This is a genomic window from Streptomyces pluripotens (assembly GCF_000802245.2).
Lineage (GTDB): Bacteria > Actinomycetota > Actinomycetes > Streptomycetales > Streptomycetaceae > Streptomyces > Streptomyces pluripotens.
In genome coordinates, this window is record NZ_CP021080.1 from 5,043,360 (window position 1) to 5,059,604 (window position 16,245).

General features: G+C 69.9%; 15 protein-coding genes and 1 pseudogene. 7 read left to right on the forward strand and 9 right to left on the reverse strand.

From position 1 onward, the window contains the following. Positions 1–121: 121 nt before the first annotated feature. The 3 genes from LK06_RS22770 to LK06_RS22780 form a co-directional block, all read right to left on the reverse strand. On the reverse strand, positions 122–1,372 hold the full coding sequence (locus LK06_RS22770; RefSeq protein ID WP_039651481.1) for a sensor histidine kinase: 1,251 nt from the start codon (positions 1,370–1,372) through the stop codon (positions 122–124). Next, positions 1,369–2,133, reverse strand: coding sequence for a lipoprotein (locus LK06_RS22775; RefSeq protein ID WP_039651483.1), 765 nt, complete (start codon positions 2,131–2,133; stop codon positions 1,369–1,371). Before LK06_RS22775 ends, LK06_RS22770 begins: the two co-directional genes overlap by 4 nt. Positions 2,134–2,285: 152 nt before the next feature. After that, positions 2,286–2,792 (reverse strand): protein-tyrosine phosphatase family protein, encoded by a 507-nt coding sequence (locus LK06_RS22780; protein WP_039651485.1) that lies wholly within the window; start codon positions 2,790–2,792, stop codon positions 2,286–2,288. Between the two features lie 100 nt (positions 2,793–2,892). Here LK06_RS22780 and LK06_RS22785 point away from each other — a divergent pair, with 100 nt between their 5' ends. After that, positions 2,893–3,696, forward strand: a complete 804-nt coding sequence (locus LK06_RS22785) for a nuclease-related domain-containing protein (protein WP_039651486.1) — start codon at positions 2,893–2,895, stop codon at positions 3,694–3,696. An 83-nt stretch (positions 3,697–3,779) separates the two neighbouring features. Here the strand turns inward: LK06_RS22785 and ligD are convergent, their stop codons facing one another. After that, entirely contained in the window at positions 3,780–4,772 is a 993-nt protein-coding gene (gene ligD, locus LK06_RS22790; RefSeq protein ID WP_078859121.1) for a non-homologous end-joining DNA ligase, read from the reverse strand. 53 nt (positions 4,773–4,825) lie between these two features. Here ligD and ku point away from each other — a divergent pair, with 53 nt between their 5' ends. Further along, positions 4,826–5,989 (forward strand): non-homologous end joining protein Ku, encoded by a 1,164-nt coding sequence (ku, locus tag LK06_RS22795; RefSeq protein WP_043435740.1) that lies wholly within the window; start codon positions 4,826–4,828, stop codon positions 5,987–5,989. Between the two features lie 297 nt (positions 5,990–6,286). Here ku and LK06_RS35095 read toward each other — a convergent pair. Continuing rightward, a pseudogene (locus LK06_RS35095) lies at positions 6,287–7,074 on the reverse strand (MFS transporter). Between the two features lie 157 nt (positions 7,075–7,231). Here LK06_RS35095 and LK06_RS22805 point away from each other — a divergent pair. After that, on the forward strand, positions 7,232–7,657 hold the full coding sequence (locus tag LK06_RS22805) for an ArsR/SmtB family transcription factor (protein ID WP_174673919.1): 426 nt from the start codon (positions 7,232–7,234) through the stop codon (positions 7,655–7,657). Between the two features lie 593 nt (positions 7,658–8,250). Here the strand turns inward: LK06_RS22805 and LK06_RS22810 are convergent. Beyond that, entirely contained in the window at positions 8,251–8,856 is a 606-nt protein-coding gene (locus LK06_RS22810) for a phosphatase PAP2 family protein (protein ID WP_043435728.1), read from the reverse strand. Next, positions 8,853–9,521: a DedA family protein gene (locus tag LK06_RS22815; RefSeq protein ID WP_039651490.1), complete on the reverse strand. Its 669-nt coding sequence runs from the start codon at positions 9,519–9,521 to the stop codon at positions 8,853–8,855. Before LK06_RS22815 ends, LK06_RS22810 begins: the two co-directional genes overlap by 4 nt. A gap of 535 nt (positions 9,522–10,056) precedes the next feature. On the opposite strand from LK06_RS22815, the gene LK06_RS22820 reads away from it, so the two are divergent. Continuing rightward, positions 10,057–10,797, forward strand: a complete 741-nt coding sequence (locus LK06_RS22820; RefSeq protein ID WP_052319101.1) for a rhomboid family intramembrane serine protease — start codon at positions 10,057–10,059, stop codon at positions 10,795–10,797. A gap of 202 nt (positions 10,798–10,999) precedes the next feature. Here the strand turns inward: LK06_RS22820 and LK06_RS33370 are convergent, their stop codons facing one another. Both LK06_RS33370 and LK06_RS33375 read right to left on the reverse strand, forming a co-directional pair. Beyond that, the gene (locus LK06_RS33370; RefSeq protein ID WP_159025324.1) at positions 11,000–11,734 is read right to left on the reverse strand and encodes a DNA-binding transcriptional response regulator; all 735 of its coding nucleotides are present in this window, start codon (positions 11,732–11,734) and stop codon (positions 11,000–11,002) included. Positions 11,735–11,889: 155 nt separating this feature from the next. After that, positions 11,890–12,033, reverse strand: coding sequence for a hypothetical protein (locus LK06_RS33375; RefSeq protein ID WP_159025103.1), 144 nt, complete (start codon positions 12,031–12,033; stop codon positions 11,890–11,892). Between the two features lie 221 nt (positions 12,034–12,254). On the opposite strand from LK06_RS33375, the gene LK06_RS22830 reads away from it, so the two are divergent. From LK06_RS22830 to LK06_RS22840, 3 genes are read left to right on the forward strand one after another with little or no spacing between them, the layout of a single operon-like run. Further along, positions 12,255–12,557: a FeoA family protein gene (locus LK06_RS22830; protein ID WP_052269857.1), complete on the forward strand. Its 303-nt coding sequence runs from the start codon at positions 12,255–12,257 to the stop codon at positions 12,555–12,557. Beyond that, positions 12,554–14,491: a ferrous iron transporter B gene (feoB, locus tag LK06_RS22835; RefSeq protein WP_043435727.1), complete on the forward strand. Its 1,938-nt coding sequence runs from the start codon at positions 12,554–12,556 to the stop codon at positions 14,489–14,491. Before LK06_RS22830 ends, feoB begins: the two co-directional genes overlap by 4 nt. Positions 14,492–14,502: 11 nt before the next feature. Then, entirely contained in the window at positions 14,503–15,066 is a 564-nt protein-coding gene (locus tag LK06_RS22840; RefSeq protein ID WP_052319099.1) for a NifU family protein, read from the forward strand. Positions 15,067–16,245 lie beyond the last annotated feature (1,179 nt).

A 16,245-nucleotide genomic window follows, 5' to 3' on the forward strand; every position in this document is an offset into this window, starting at 1 on the left:
CCGGACTGGTCCGCTCGGGGCGGGCCCCAAGAGGCAGTGGGGCCGCGGCTGCGGCTCCACCGCCTGGCCGCGACCGGCGCGCACGGCCGCCGGAACGCACCCGACCCGCACCTCCGGGCGCCTACCGCACCTCCACCGAAGGCAGCATCAACGTGGCGATCGCACCCCCGTCCACCGCGTTCGCGAAGGACAGCCGTGCTCCCAGTACCTCCGCCTGTCCCACCGCAATGGTCAGCCCGAGTCCGTGACCGGTGGCTCCGCCCTCGGTACGGAACCGCTGCGGACCGTGCGCCACGAGGTACGACGGATACCCGTCCCCGTGATCCCTCACGGTCACCACACGCCCGTTCACGGTCACCACCACCGGAGGGCGGCCGTGCCGGTGGGCGTTGGCCACCAGGTTCCCCAGCACCCGCTCCAGTCGTCGCCGGTCGGTCTCCACGAGTGCGTCCCGCACGATCCGCACCTCGGTGTCGGTGCCCGAGACCCGGACCACCCGTCCGGCCAGTGCCCCCAGCTCCTCGGTGTCGGCCTCCAGCTTCTCCCGGCCGGTGTCCAGTCGGGAGATCTCCAGGAGGTCTTCGGTGAGGGTGCGCAGCGCCGCCACCCGGTCCCGCACCAGTTCCGTGGGGCGGCCGGGCGGCAGCAACTCGGCCGCTGCGTGCAGTCCGGTGAGCGGGGTGCGCAGCTCGTGGGCCACATCTGCGGTGAACCGCTGCTCGCTCAGCAGCTTGCCCTGCAGTGACGAGGCCATCGAGTCCAGGGCGGCGGCCACCGCCGCGACCTCGTCCTGCGGGCGGGTCAGGTCCTTCGTCCGGGGGTCGTTCACGCGGGCGTCCAGGTCGCCGGCGCTGATCCGCCGGGCCACCTGCGCGGTGCCGTGCAGCCGCTGGGTCACCCGGGTCATCGCGAACGCCCCGACCAGCACCGTCGCCCCGATCGCGAGGACCGAGGACCACAGGATCGACGTGTCGAGTGCGGCGATGGTCCTGGACTGCTGTGAGTAGTCGACCGCCACAGCGAGCGCCCGCCGCCCGGCCGCAGGGCCCGCAGCCCACATGGTGGGGCGCCCCAGGTGCGTGGACACCATCGTGCCGCGCTCACCGGCCACGGCCATGCTGCGCAGCGGCGCGGGCAAGCCCTTGGGGTCCACTCCGGCGCCCGGCAGCAGCCTGTCCCCGGCCTCGTACGCTCGGGTGGCGTCCTGAAGCCGGGACAGTGCCAGTTCGCGGGCCTGGCCGACCGTCTGGTTGGTCACCGAGACGTGCACCAGGACCCCGAGCAGCGCGGCGAGCGCACAGCACATCACCGTGATGAACACGGCAGCCTTCACGGCGAGCGGCCCGGCCCACCTGGGCAGCGCGGACCTCATCGCTCGCTCGCCGAGGGGAAGGCCGGTGGGGTAGGGGTGGCCGACGGGGAGGGCACGGCCGGAGCGGGCGATTTCTTGCTGTGCCGGCCGTCGCCGGTGTGCAGGTACTCGTCGCGGGAGAACGCCATCGCGCGCTGCTCGGGGTCCCACACCCAGGTGGTGCGGTACTCGTACCCGGAGATGTCGGCCGGCGAGCGTTCGATCAATGCCCGGCCCGCCAACTCCACCCCGATGATCGCGTCGTTGTCGGCCAGTACCTGCACCAGCTTGTGCCGCTCGACGGTGTAGACCCGTACCGCCGTCTGGTTGGTCGGGTACAGCCGGAACCCGAGCGTCAGGTCGGCCCGACCGTCGCCGGTGAGGTCCCGGTAGTACGGCTTCAACAGCGGACAGAGCGCGTCGTCACCCCCCGGGCGGCACTCCTTCATCCGGTCCACCGTCGCGTGATACGCCCCTTTCGAGCCGTAGTCGTCCGGATGCGTCTTGATCTCCGCCTCCACGACATCCACCGGATCGACCGTGCGGATGTCGTTGCCCGGGACCGTCACCCCCTGGACGGACGCCCTGGTCGCCACGTCGTACGAGTAGGCCGGGCTGGACGCCGGCCTGAGGCCGGGCCAGAGCTTGGCGGGGCTGATGGCGGTCGGGGTCGAGCCGGCGGCCTGCAGACCGCCCGTGTCCCCGCAGCCGGCCGCCGTCGCCGACAACAGGGCGACGGCGGCCACGGCGAGGGCGGTGCGCGCGGGACGACGGGCTGGCACGGTGCTCCTGGGGCGTTGGGGCCGGTCGGGATCCGCTACACCTTAGTTCGTGGATCCGCAGGGCGTACGTGTGGACGCCCTGCGGATCGTCTGCTCCGCAGACCTGCGGGCGAGACCGTCGTGCGCGTCCGGTGCAGAGCCCGTCGGAGCGGCTACTCGGTCAGCTCCTCCAGGAGCCGCACGGTCGGCAGGCCCGTCCGCAAGTACTCCACGAACAGTCCGTTGTGCAGGGCCCACCCCGAGCGCCGGGCGCGGATCAGCCGGATCGCCTCGTCGGGCGAGCGGCCCCGCTGGACCAGGGCGTGCGCGATCACCAGACCCGAACGGTTGTACCCGTGGTAGCAGCGCACCAGCACCCGGCGACCGGCGTCCAGCCCGTCGTTCGCCGCCCGTGCCAGCCGCATCACCCCGGCGAGCTGCGTTCCGTCCAGTGGACCGTCCGGAATCGGCCACACATGGTGTTCCACACCCGGATCCGGGCCGTACCCGTGCAGTCGCAGCAGTGACTGCACCACATCGAATTCGTCGCGAGCGACGGCGAGCTCCAGCCGCCCGGAACAGCCACGGAACTCATGCCCTCCCATCCACAGACCGGGCACGATCTCGCTCCACGGGTGCTCCGGAGCCGGTACGTCGGGCTGCTTTCCGCGGATCCGCAACGGCGCCTCCCCAGCTCCCCCCTACAGGGCCGTTCTCCAAGGTAACCGGTCTTGCCCCGGGAGCACCCTGCCTGTTCCCATGGATGAGGGGTGATGGCTCATGAGCGGACTGCGCGTGGTGCCGGCCTTTCGGCACGGCCGGGAAAGGCTGTACGTCTGCCGCCCGGACGGCAGCAACGTCGCCTGGTACGACCGGGAGGCGGGACGGGTCAATCTGCTCGGCGAAGACAGCAAGGACGACGTACTCGAAGTCCTGGGACCCTTCCTGAGCGGCCAGGTGGCGGTCGGTCCGCCACCGGTGCCCAGCCCCGCGGAACTCGCCCGGCTGACCCTGCACCCGGACGACGACCTCGCGCCCAACCGGCCCGGTGAGGCCCTGTTGATCGCGCTCGACCGCGCACCCGGTCACACCCACCGGCTGCGGCCCGACCCGCGCAGGCGCGCCCTGGCCGCCGAGCAGACCGTCGGTGAGGCCCTGGACCGGCTGGAGGGCATCGGGTGGCACACCGTGCACTCGGTGACGCTTCCCGGCGGTGACCGCGTCCACCATCTGCTGATCGGACCCGGCGGTCTGTTCGCCGTACACGCCCTGTACGCCCGCAAGGCCCGGGTCCAGGTCGCCGACCCGATGGTCGCCCTGGGACGCCACGAGGCCGAGCCGCTGCTACGCCGTGTGCGCACGGACGCCGACCGCGCCTCGCACGCGCTGACCGCCGAGGTCCGTCCCGTGCTGGCCCTGGCCGGTCCGGCCGAGCTGACCGTGACCGTCGAGCCGCGCGGTGTACGGATCCTGCAGGACCTGGAGCTGGCGGGGTTGGCCCGACTGGGCGGGGTGCTCAAGCCGGCGGACGTGGAGGCGTTGCACGCGATGGCGCGGGACCGGAACACCTGGGCGCGGGTGTGAACGTCCGGCGCAAGGCGCGAAGAACCGGGGAGGGCGCGCGGGCGGCCCTCGGCAGCCCCGACCGGCTGGAGCACCGGCCTTCCTCAGGTTTCGTCGGCCCCCCTCGGCCCCGCTCGGCCCTTCCCGCCCTTTCGGTCTCCTTCCGTCCCTTCGGCCTTCTTCGGTGCTGCTCGGCCCGCTCCGGAGGGACGGGGCAGCTCGGCCGATCGCTCCGCGTCCAGGAGGCCCGCCATCAGGTCGCCGTAGTCGCGCAGACGTGAGGCGATGTCGTCCGCGCGGAACTCCAGCTGTTCCGGGCGGCGGCAGTCCACGACCTCCTCCCACGTCACCGGCGCGGACACCAGTGGGGTCCCACGGGCGCGCAGGGTGTAGGGGGCGGCCGTGGTCTTGCGGGCCGCGTTCTGGCTCCAGTCGACGAACACCTTCCCCGGCCTGAGGCTCTTCGTCATCCGGTGCACCACCAGCCCGGGCATCGCCCGCTCGGCCTCCAGCGCCAGTAGCTTCGCGTACTCGGACGCGCGTTCGGGGGAACTGCCGTGTGTTGCCGCCAGCAGGTGCAGTCCCTTCGACCCCGCTGACTTCGGGTACGCCTCGATCCCGTCCGCCGCCAGCCGCTCCCGCAGCCACAGGGCGACCTCGCAGCAGTGGACGATGTTCGCGGGAGTGCCCGGATCGAGGTCGAGGACGAGCCGGTCGGCCTCGTCCGGGCGCTGGACCAACCACTGGTGCGTGTGGAACTCGGGCACCAGGTTCGCCGCCCAGACCAGACTCGGTAGGTCCTGGATCACCACCATCCGGGCGGGTCCTTCGAGCGAGGACCGCGGCACCTCGGCCGTCATGACCCACTCGGGCGTACCCGGTGGAACGTTCTTGGTGAAGAACCGCTGTCCCTCCGGACCGTCCGGATAGCGCAGGAAGGAGACCGCGCGGTCGCGCAGGTGCGGCAGCAGGGCGGTGGCGGTGGTCGCGTAGTAGTGCAGCAGCTCTGCCTTGGTGAAGCCCGTCTCCGGATACAGCACCTTCTCCAGGTTGCTGAGCGCGATCCGCCGCCCCTCCACCTCTGTGATGGGCGTCATACGATGACAATCCCAGAAAATTCGGATAAGTAGGTCAAGGAAGGGTGCGGCACGTGCGGTCGATATGGAACGGCGCCATCTCCTTCGGTCTCGTCAGCATCCCGATCAAGCTGGTGAACGCGACGGAGAGTCACGCGATCGCCTTCCGCCAGATCCACACCCAGGACAACGGTCGCATCCGCTACCGCAAGGTGTGTGAACTGGAGGAGCGCGAGGTCGGCCAAGCCGAGATCGGCAAGGGCTACGAGGATGCGGATGGCACGATCATCCCGATCACCGAGGAGGACCTCTCCCACCTCCCGATCCCCACCGCCCGCACGATCGAGATCGTCGCCTTCGTGCCGGCCGACCGCATCGACCCGCTCCAGATGGGTGCGGCCTACTACCTTGCGGCCGGCGGGGCCCCCGCGGCCAAGCCGTACACCCTCCTGCGCGAAGCCCTCAAACGCAGCAACAAGGTGGCCATCGCCAAGTTCGCGCTCCGTGGCAGGGAACGGCTCGGCATGCTGCGTGTGGTCGGCGACGCCATCGCCATGCACGCCCTGCTCTGGCCCGACGAGGTACGCGCTCCCGAGGGCGTGGCCCCGGAAGCCGAGATCACCATCCGTGACAAGGAGCTCGATCTCGCGGACGCCTTGATGGACACCCTCGGCGAGGTCGATCTGGAGGATCTGCACGACGGCTACCAGGAGGCGCTGGAGGAGGTCATTGCAGCCAAGACGGCCGGCGAGGTCCCGCCGGAGGCACCCGCGCCGGCGGCCGGGGGCAAGGTGCTGGACCTGATGGCGGCGCTGGAGAGCAGCGTGCGCGCGGCCCGTGAGTCCCGAGGAGCGGAACCGGGAGCGGAGTCGGGGGCCGAGGCAGAGGTCAGGCCTCTTGCCCGGCGCAGGGCGGCGCCCAAGGGGGCGGGGGATGGCATGTCGGCGAAAACGGCTGCGGCGCAGGAGGAGGGAGCGGCGCGGAAGCCGGCTCCGCGTGCCGGGGCCGAGGCGGTGCAGGACGGGGCGGGCTCGAAGAAGTCAACGGCCAAGGCGAGGGCCAGGGCGACCGTCACGAAGGCGACCAAGGCGACGGCCAAGACGGCGACCAAGGCGACGGCCAAGAAGGCCACCAAGGCGACGGCCGAGAGAGCAGCGAAGGGGACGAAGGAAGTGAAAGGCGCACCGCCGAGGAAGACGGCCGCCAGGAAGGCGTCGGCACGCAAGCGCTCGGCCTGAGCCGGGGTGGATTCCACGGCATCGCAGGGCCGCAAGGCCGAGCGGGTGACGGGTGACGCAGGAGCCGGGGGCCGGGGGTCGCGGAGCCGGCTGCGGGAGCGGGGGAGCGGGGGAGCGGGGGAGCGGGGGAGCGGGGGAGCGGGGGAGCGGGTTGTGGGCCGTCCGTCGGCCGCGGGCAAGTGGCCGGGGCGTGCCCCGCTGAGCCGCACGTCGTCACGGACGCGCGCTTCCGTCTGTCGCGCCCTCGCTCATCAGCTCATCCGCCCCTCCTCCGTTCGCCAATCCGTCCGTGCGGATTCAACGCGCCGTTTCCTTTGGTGCCCGCCCTCCGCCCGCTGCCCGTGCCAGCCCGCCCCCGGCGATGGCCAGGGCCGCCAGGGCCGTGCCGAAGGCCGTCGTGCCAGTGGCCAGGCCCACCGTGTCGCTCAGGTAGCCGGCCGAGACGGGGAGCAGGCCGGCGGGGAGGTAGCCACCGATGCTGAGGGCCGCGTTGGCCTCGGCGAGGCGGTCTGCCGGGACGGTCGAGTTCAGCAGCGACAGGCCACCGAGCTGGCCCATTCCCTGGCCCGCTCCGGCCAGGAGTGCCGCGGCGGCCAGTTCCGGGGCCGAACCGGTGTGCACGGCGGTGACGAGGGTGCGCAGGAGGCGAGCAGCGCCGCGAGACGGCGGCGCGCGGGCCCGGCCACGTCCGTCACCGCGGCCATGCCCGCCGAGACCACGGCCCCTACTGCCACCCCGGTGCACAGCCGGGCGGCGATCAGGGCAGCGACGCCACCCGCGGTGGCGAAGGCCAGGCACGCCACCAGGGCGACCGCCAGCGCGGGCAGCAGGACGGTCTTGCGGCCGAGCCGGTCGGAGGCGACCCCGGACACCAGCAGCGAGCCCAACAGTCCGACGATGTAGCTGGCGAAGACCACGGTCAGCCTGCCCTTCCCGAAGCCCATCTCGCGCTGCCACAGCACATAGAGCGGGGTGGCGGCGTTGGACAGCACGAACACGGCGGTCACCGGCCAGGCGGTCAGCCAGACCCAGCGCAGCGGGGCCTCGCCGGTGTGCCGGCCGCGCTCCGTTGCAGCGGCGCACACACCGGTTCCAGCGGTTCTTACCACGGCGCAGCCTCCCCCGATCACTGTACGAGTTGATTCGTACTTGTACGCATGGAATCGAACTTAGCATGCAGTACGATCCAATTCGTACAAGCGGTTCGCGGAGTTCGCGGGAAGGGAGCCGAGGTTGACCCCGATGAGTCCGAACCGGTCCACTGACGGGGGCAGGGGGCCCGGCCGCGCGGGAGTAGGACCGGACGTCAAGGTGCTGCCGGAGCCCTCCGGCCTCCCCGATCCGCTGCCCGAACCGGCCGTCGAGGACCTGCGCTTGGAAACGGTGCTGAGTGCGCTCAGTGACCCGCTGCGGCTGCGGATCGTGCGCAAACTCCTGCTGGATTCGGAGGAGTTCGATCACACCTGTGGATGGTTCGGTCTGGACCGCCCCAAGTCCTCGCTGACCCACCACTTCAGGGCGCTGCGCGAGGCGGGGATCACCCGGCAGCGCCAGTACGGCCTGGAGCGCCGCAGCCAGGTCCGGGTCGCCGACCTGAACTCCCGCTTCCCGGGCCTGCTCGACCTGGTCGCTGAGTGGAACCCGGCCGAAGGTGACCATGCCGGCTGAATCGGCCTGCCGCGTGTGAAAGCGTTGTCCAACGGCGTTCGCCGAACGAGGCGCGAGCCGTCCCGCCGGTCGGCGTCCTTTCGGGCCGCACCCTGGAGCCGGCCGTTGGCTTCGCCCGGCGCCGATCCGGACTGAACCTCATCCGGACCCCTCGAACGGCAGCAGGCACACGGCACGGGCGGTTCGCGCCTGGGGTTCGTCGCCGACCTCCTGCGTGGTGACTACAAGCAGGCGGTGACTACAAACAGGCGGTGACTGGAAACAATCCGACTACGGCAAGGTCATCCTGCCGTTCACCGCGCCGCGCCGCCTGCAGGGTGTCCCGGAGCGGACCCGTGGGAAGACCGCGGCGACCGTGGCACGCTTCGAGGACAAGGCATCGCCACGACCCACTTCCTGCGCAACGCTTCGGGGCGTTCCTCCTCCAACGAGCGACCTGACCCTCAAGGAGATCGTCGCCGATCCGGGGAACGCGGCGCGGTCGCGCTCCAGGCACGGGCTCAGTGCGCACGGTCATGGAGTTCGTCGCGCTCCGCGCGGAGCCCCTTCCGCGACGCGGAGCGCGTGCGGAAGGGGCTCCATACTGTGGCGGTTCAGGCGGTCAGCAGCAGCGCGCCCAGGCGCCAGCTGGCGAGCCAGCGTGCCAGGGCCTGCGACCGCTGCCGCAGTACGAGCATCGCCGCCAGAGCGACGAGCCCGCCGACGATCACACCGGCCACGACGTCATGCGGATAGTGCGCGCCGACCCACACCCGGGAGGCCCCCATGGCGACCGCGGCCAGGACGGCGACCGCCCCGAGGCGGCGCGAGACGAACACCAGCGCCATGGCGGACGCGGCGGCGATCGCCGCGTGGTTGCTCGGGAAGGACCAGTCACCGGGCGCCGGGCACGCCTCCAGCGTCTGCACGTGCAGGCTCTGGCACGGCCGGTCCTCACGCACCGCGAGTTTCAGACACATGTTGACGCCGTAGGCGATGACCACGACGACCGGCACGGCCAGCGCCGTCATCGCGGCGTCGGCTCCGATGCGGCGCGCCCGCCACCAGCTGACGAGCATGAAGGCGGCGAACAGTGCGAGTCCGAAGGTGGTCCAGAGCGACACTGCGTCGTCCAGCCAGCCCGGCGAGCGCTGGGCCAGGCGCACCACGTCGGTGTATGCGGTGCCGTCGATGGACGATCCGTCGAGGGCGAGGATCACTGGTGTCCTCCGTTCGTTTTGGCGGCCCGGCGGCTGCGCAGGATTTCTGAGAGAAGGGGGATGAGCGACACGATGACGATGAGCGCGACCAGCGGCAGCAGGTAGCGGTCGACGTTCGGAACCGAGGAGCCCAGTGCGTACCCCGCGAGGGTGAGACCCACGGTCCAGGCCACGCCGCCGACCGCCTGCCACAGGGTGAACGTCCGCGCCGGGACCTCCAGGGCGCCCGCCATCGGGTTGAGCACGGTCCGGACCACCGGGATGAACCGGGCCAGCACGACCGCCTTCGCGTACCCGTACCGCTCCAGCAGTTCCTCGGCCCGCTTCATCCCCTCGTGCACCCGTTGTGACCGGCTGCGGGCCGTCAGTGCTCCGCCCGCCTTCCGGCCGATCAGATATCCGCACTGCGCCCCGGCCAGAGCCCCGGCTGCCGCCACGATCAGAAGCGGCGCCAGGGACAGTTTCACGGGCCGGTCCGCCGCCCCGGTGCACAGCAGGCCCGCGGTGAACAACAGGGAGTCGCCCGGCAGGAAGAACCCGATCAGCAGTCCCGTCTCGGCGAACAGCACCACGCCGACGCCGAGCACGCCAAAGGCGGCCAGCAGCGACTGGGCGTCGAGCACGTTCACGGCGAGCTGCGACGCGAGGTGCAGCGATGTGGTCATACGGCCTAGGCCTTCCCCGGGGACGACATGACGTGGGTGAACAGACGGAAACGACTGACTACAACGGAGTAGACACTCTACAGAACTGTAGATGATCGAAAGATGAAGGGCGCTTCCCGCGGGCCGCGTCCCGCAGGGCAACGTGCTCGTCCTTCGACCCCGGGCAGCAGGAGGCAGCCGGGCTCGCGACGCTTCTGCCCGGCGGTCTGCCTGGCGGTGCGGCATGGGCGGAGAGTGACGGCGGACCGGAGGGGGCGCGTCGACACCACCGCGGCACCGGCCCTCGTCCGACTGGCCCGCGCGGAGCCGGAGGAGCTGGAGGTCGGACTCCTTCGGGCGGTACGGAGCCAGGGTACGGCCCACCGGAGTCGATGCGAGCGTATCCGCCTGTCGCTGGGCGCGAGTCCGCTCGCCATGAGCTGCCGCTGCGGCGTTACGTACAGTGCACCCTGCCGGGGATGCGGATCCGTCGGGGAGGGAGTGTGCCGTGGGTGGGGCAAATCGGGCTGGCGAGAGGGCGAATGACCCTGAACGGATGATCAACGAGGCGCGGAAGGCGTTCTTCGTGATGTTCGGGTTCCTGGTCGCGGTGTGGTTGGTGCAACTCGCCAACTATGCGGACCAGTACGCATTGTCGCGGAACTACGGGCTGGTATCCGGTGACCTCGGCACCCTGCCGAACGTCCTCACCGCGCCCTTCCTGCACTGGAGCTGGGCGCACATCGAGAGCAACTCCGGACCACTGTTCGTGTTCGGATTCCTCGCCGCCTACCGAGGAGTGGTCCGCTTCTTCGGGCTGAGCCTGCTCGTCGCACTGGCCAGTGGGCTCACGGTCTGGTTCCTGGAGCGGGGTGACGTGGAAACGGTCGGCGCCAGTGGCTTGATCTTCGGGTACTTCGGCTATGTCGTCGTACGGGGACTCTTCGACCGGCACCTGATCGACACGCTGATCGGTGTCGTCATGGCGGCTTCCTTCGCCTACTTGCTCACCGTGGCCGTGCCCGGCACACCGGGAGTGAGCTGGCTGGGGCACCTCGGAGGACTGGCCGGCGGCCTGCTGGGGGCCTGGCTCTTGCGGGACCGACGGTCGAGGGCGGTCGGAACCTCACCTTCCGGTGATGGCGCCGAGATCACCGCTCGCACCGGCGGGCACGTGCGCTCCGAGGCTCCACAGGTCGGTGCTCCGCACGCTGACGGTTCGCAGGTTGACGGTTCGCGCGCCGGCAACCCGCGTGCCGACCTGTACAAGGAACTCGGAGATCTGGGCCTGCTCTGATCCTGCCGGAGCTTGGACTTGGACTCGGGTCTGCCGTCACGTACTGATCGTGCGGACTCTCAGGGGTCCGCGGCGCGGGCCCGATCGGCACCGGACGTTGCCCGTCATCCGTTACCCGGTGCCACGGGTCCGGAGCCCCGCGCCCGCGGCACCGGCACGGCGCGGTCGCACCGCTTCACGGCAGCGGCAGTGTGCGGAATGGTCATACGGCATGGCGCGGAAACTCGCCCACTCTTCTCAGGAGGTTGAACAGTTCCGAGAATGAGCTTGTGGCGCCGTTCCCGCCGGCGTCGGTGATCTCCGAGATCCTGCTCGCTTGTTGTGGTGAGGCATAGATGAACAGGGGCGTTTCGTATCCTTGACCGCGAACCTCGCGTATCCAATCAAGCCCGGCGTCCCTGTTGGTGGTGCCGCCCTCTTCCCTGCTCATGTCGGAAATGATGGCATCAAATGGTTCGGAACTCATGCTGATGGCTCGGTTCGCGGCAGAGGTGGACGTGGCGGTCTGCACGGTAACGCCGAGGGTTCTCAGCTGTTCTGCCATGTAAGCATGGTTCTCCGGATGGTCGTCGACCCAGAGGATTCTGTGGAGGATCTGCGTGGGGGGCGTTGCTTCGGATGTCTGGTGTGCCATGACGGTGGCCAGGTGTCCCTGCATGTCCGCGGTGGCTTTGAGGACCTGTTCCGACACCTCCTGAACGCTCAGCTCCGCCTGCCCGACCTTCACCGTGAAACCGCGCGAACGCATGATTTCCTTCAATGTCGGGAAGAGCCGCCAGAGCGTAATGCCGACGATCGCTGGCCATGCCAGTCCGGTGAGCGCCTGTATCAGTGCCGTTAATTCCTTCATGCCGTTCCACTTCGGCCGGTCCGAGATCGCTTGATTCTTCCACGGCCCTCCCGCGTGATCCGGTCGGGAGTCGCGGCGACGCAGCATTCTGCCGGTTGTTTCCCGTAAAGGTCGGTGAAATGCCCGGGAGCCGGGAAAGTCGGATACATCGTCGGGTGACGGATACGTCGTCGGGTAGGGGTTCACCGTGTTCCCGTCGGCCCCGAAGCCGTGATCCGTGTCGTGCCGATCGGTGACGGGTGTCAGCGGTCGTGCTGGCCGCGCCTGGACTCGGCCATGGCCACGGCGGAATCGCCGTACACGGACCTGCGCTCGGACCTGAGTTCCCGCCGAACCACGAAGACCTGGTGGTGGGCAGCGGGCCGGCGCCGAAACAGGTGGGTCATGATCCTGTGACCGGTGATCCCTCAGCCTTGGTCGCAGCCCTGGTGACTCTTCTGCTCGGCTTTGCCGAGGTAGGACCTCGCGAGATCGTCTCCGCGCCCAGACCGGTCGCCGGTCGGTCCACATCGCAGTCCGTGCCGCATTGCCCCCATCGTGGGAAAAGGTTAGCCTTCCCTAAGTTATTCTGTTGCTCCTTCAGGTGATGCCGGGGTTGAGGATGTCGATGCTCTCAGTGCAACGGGGCGCGCACCGGAACAACGGTGCGGACGTGCCGGTGAGTTCCACGCGGGGTGCGCGACTGGCCGACTTGCGACCCGGGATGAGCGGCCACGTCACCGGCATCGACGAGTCGGTCGAGCCGAGCACCGCGCGACGGCTGTTCGACTTGGGGTTCGCCCCCGGCGCCGAGGTCACCGTGCTGCGGAAGGCGCCGCTCGGTGACCCTGTGGTCTTCCGGGTCGTGGACTACGAGGTGGCACTGCGCACAGCGCAGGCCGTCAGCATCCAGGTGCGGCGCACCGCATGAGCGCGCACTGCGGGTCGGTGGCGCAGAAGGTCACCGGCGAAACCCGCCTGGCTTTGGTGGGCAGCCCGAACTCGGGCAAGAGCACGCTGTTCAACGCCCTGACCGGTCTGCGGACCAAGACCGGCAACTACCCCGGTGTGACCGTCGCGCGCTATGAGGGCCTGGCCCGTGTCGGCGAGCACGAGGTGCTCATCGAGGACCTGCCCGGCACCTACAGTCTCGACCCGATCAGTCCGGACGAACAGATCGTCGCCGATGTCCTCGATCCGAACAATCCGGAACTCGGTACGCCCGACGGGATTCTCGTCACGATCGACGCGACGACAGCGCGTCGCTCCCTCGGGCTGCTCGCCCAGGTCATGCAGACCGGCCTGCCGATCTGCGTGGTGCTCACCTTCCGCGATGAACTGGCCCGCCGCGGCGGCAGCCTTGACGTCTCGGCGCTCCGTCGTGCACTGGGTGTGCCGGTCGTCGGGGTGACCAGCGGATCACGCAACGACCTGGCGCGGTTGCGTTCCACGCTGCTCGATTGGGCCGCATGGGAAAGGCCGGTCGTCCCGCCCCCCACCGACCCCTCGCAGAGACGGGCCTGGGTGGAGTCGCTACTGCAGAGCGCAGGCTACGAGGTACCCGAGGCCGATCGCCGCACGCGGCGCATCGACGCCGTGCTGCTGCACCCGCTGTGGGGCACGCTCATCTTCTTCGCGACCATGTTCGCGTTCTTCCAGATCATCTTCACCGTCGCGGCACCGATGCAGGACGCGGTACAGAGCCTCTTCGACTGGCTCGGCACACTCGTCACCGAGTACGTCTCGAACCCGCTGCTCTCCGGCTTCCTCGGCAATGCCCTGATCGGCGGCGTGGGCGGCGTACTGGTCTTCCTGCCACAGATCGCCCTGCTGTTCCTGATGATCTCGTTGCTGGAGGGCAGTGGCTACCTCTCCCGTGCGGCGTTCCTGATGGACCGGATCATGGCCAAGGCCGGGCTGGAGGGCCGGGCGTTCGTCGCCCTGCTGTCCTCCCTCGCCTGTGCCATCCCGGGGATCATGGCCACCCGCTCCCTGCCGTCGGCCAAGGACCGCTTCGCGACCATGATGGGCGCGCCGCTGATGACCTGCTCGGCGCGGCTGACGGTCTATGTGCTGCTGACCGGCCTGCTGGTGGGTCCCACCAGCAGGGTCGGCCCCTTCGGTGCCCAAGGCGTCGTCATGTTCGGTCTGTACCTGGTCGGTGCGCTCTCGGCCATGGTGACGGCCTGGGTCTTCAAACGCTTCAGCACCCGGGGTGGGCCAGTACTTCCGTTCTACATGGAGATGCCGTCGTACCGGTTGCCGCGGCTGCGGTCGGTGGCCGACGCCATCTGGAGCGCCTGCAAGGGTTTCTTGTACAAGGTCGGCCGGATCATCCTGCTTGCCAGCATCGGGCTCTGGCTCCTGCTCAGCCTGCCCATGCACAGCGATGCGCAACTGCGTTCCGCCGGGGTCGATCCGGCCGACCGTACCGCGGTCTCGGCCTACGAGGTCGACCACAGCTACGCCGCCGACATCGGCCATGCCGTCGAACCCGTCTTCGCACCTCTCGGCTTCGACTGGCGGATCAACGTCGGCGTGCTGGGATCGTTGTCCGCCCGCGAGGTGTTCGTCGCCACCCTCGGCCAGGTCGCCGCCGCCCAGAACCCCGACCAGCCGGCCGAGACCCTGAAGCACATGACCTACGCCGACGGGCCGCACCAGGGACACAAGCTCTTCACTCCAGCCACGACGGCCGCCCTGCTGGTCTTCTTCCTCTACGCGCTGCAGTGCATGTCGACCATCGGCGTCATGCGCCGTGAGACCGGCTCGTGGAGATGGCCCGCGGTCGCCTTCGGGTACATGTTCGTGCTGGCCTGGACCATGGCCTTCCTGACGCACACCCTCGTGGGGCTCCTGGCGTGAGCGTCGTTCCCATGCACCCTGAGGCCACGGCCGATCCGCAGGTCGTCCGCTGGGTGGTCCCCGCAGGCACGCTGCCAGTCGTCGGAGAGATCGCCGAAGCGCCGGACGACCTCGGGCAGATGCTCCACTTCGAAGACGTCACCTCCATCGAGGTGGAGGCCCAGGCCGTGGTGATCCGGCTCGCCGACGGCCAGAGCTGGTCCGGCGCGGGAGCGCGGGTGCGCGATGCGCTCAGCGCCGCGCTGCAGCACCCTCAGCGGTGGCGGCCGGCCGACCCGGTCACCGAGGACGACATGCTGCGCGCCGCGCTGCAAGACGTCCTGGACGGATCCGTCGGTGACTACATTCGCTCCCACGGCGGCGAAGCAACGATCGAGTCCGCCCACGCCCGGCGCGCGGAGGTGCGACTGGCGGGCGCCTGCACGCACTGCCCGGCTGCCGGGTTCACCCTCCGCTCCCGCATCGAATCGGAGCTGCGTACTCGGTTCCCCAGCCTGGTCGAGCTACGGGCCACGGATCAGCCCGGCAAAGCGGCGAGGCCCACCTGGCTCACCCTGCGCCGCCGCAGCGTGTGACCTCGGAAGCGAACGACACCCCGGCAGACCATCACCTCGACCGCGTCGTGGGACGCACCACTCGGGACAGGCGATCCCCTCTGCGCCGCGGCAGTCGATGTGCGGGAGAGGTCAACTCATCTGCCGAAAGCGGTCCGGTGACGCGCCCGCGGCCAGCGCTGAGCACGACCCAGCTCCCGGGCACCGCGCTGGACAAGCGGTTCTTCACGGACCCAGCGTCTTGACCGACCGCTCCTCGAACACCGTGCGGTACTCCCTTCCGCCTGCGGACCGGGTCTCCCCAGCTGGAGTGCTAGGGGTCCCTAGCGCTGTTGCGATGCGGCCGGAAGGGCAGACATCGGGCGCATCGCCGGGCCGGCAGCGGGGGCGCTGGATTCGAAGGCACCGGGGGACACTCCCGTGGCCATCACGGTCTCAAGCTGCCTGTGTATGCTCGCGGCCGCGTCACGAACGCTTGCCGGTACGTCGCCTCGCTCCGCGACAAGCTGGTGGTAGATCGGAGCGTCCTGAAACATATGGTCCCTTACGGCAGTTGATCGTCTACGGCAGTTGATCGTCGAGTCATGCGAGTGTCGAGTCTAGAGGGCGTGGCATTCGTGCACTGCCCGACCGGCAACACCGGACCGTCAGCCGAGTTGTCCAGGACGGCAGCTGATCGGTTCCTCCACGCTCGTTGTCGCGTCACCTCCCTCCTGCGTGGTCAGGCGGGATCGAACGCGGAGGCAGGTTAGTCGCCTGCGAGGCGGGGCCGGGGCTCGACTGCGCCATCGGCACCAGGCGAGAGCCCTGGACCGGGGCGGTGTCCGGGTCGGCCGGCACACCGAGTGGGCGGGAGGCAATGGTCAGTAGGTGTGCCCCCGCGTGCCCCGGGAGCCCCGCGTGCCCCGGGAGCGGGACGGTACAGCAGGACACCGAAGGCGATGACCACCGCTTGGCGAAGGTGATGACCACCGCCCAGAAGAGGACCACGCCGGCAGAGATGGCGAGCCCTCCCCATCCGCTGGGATGGTGGTCGTACCAGACCATCGCGGTCCACCACCCCTTCGTAGGCGCGGGCTGCGGCGCCTCCGTCATGCCCACCACCTCACCGCCGGCGTCGCTCTTGGCCAGAGGCTTTCATGGGCCGGACGGGCGGGACGGAGGGACCGTTCAGTCCTTACCCCGTAGGGGTACCGGGCT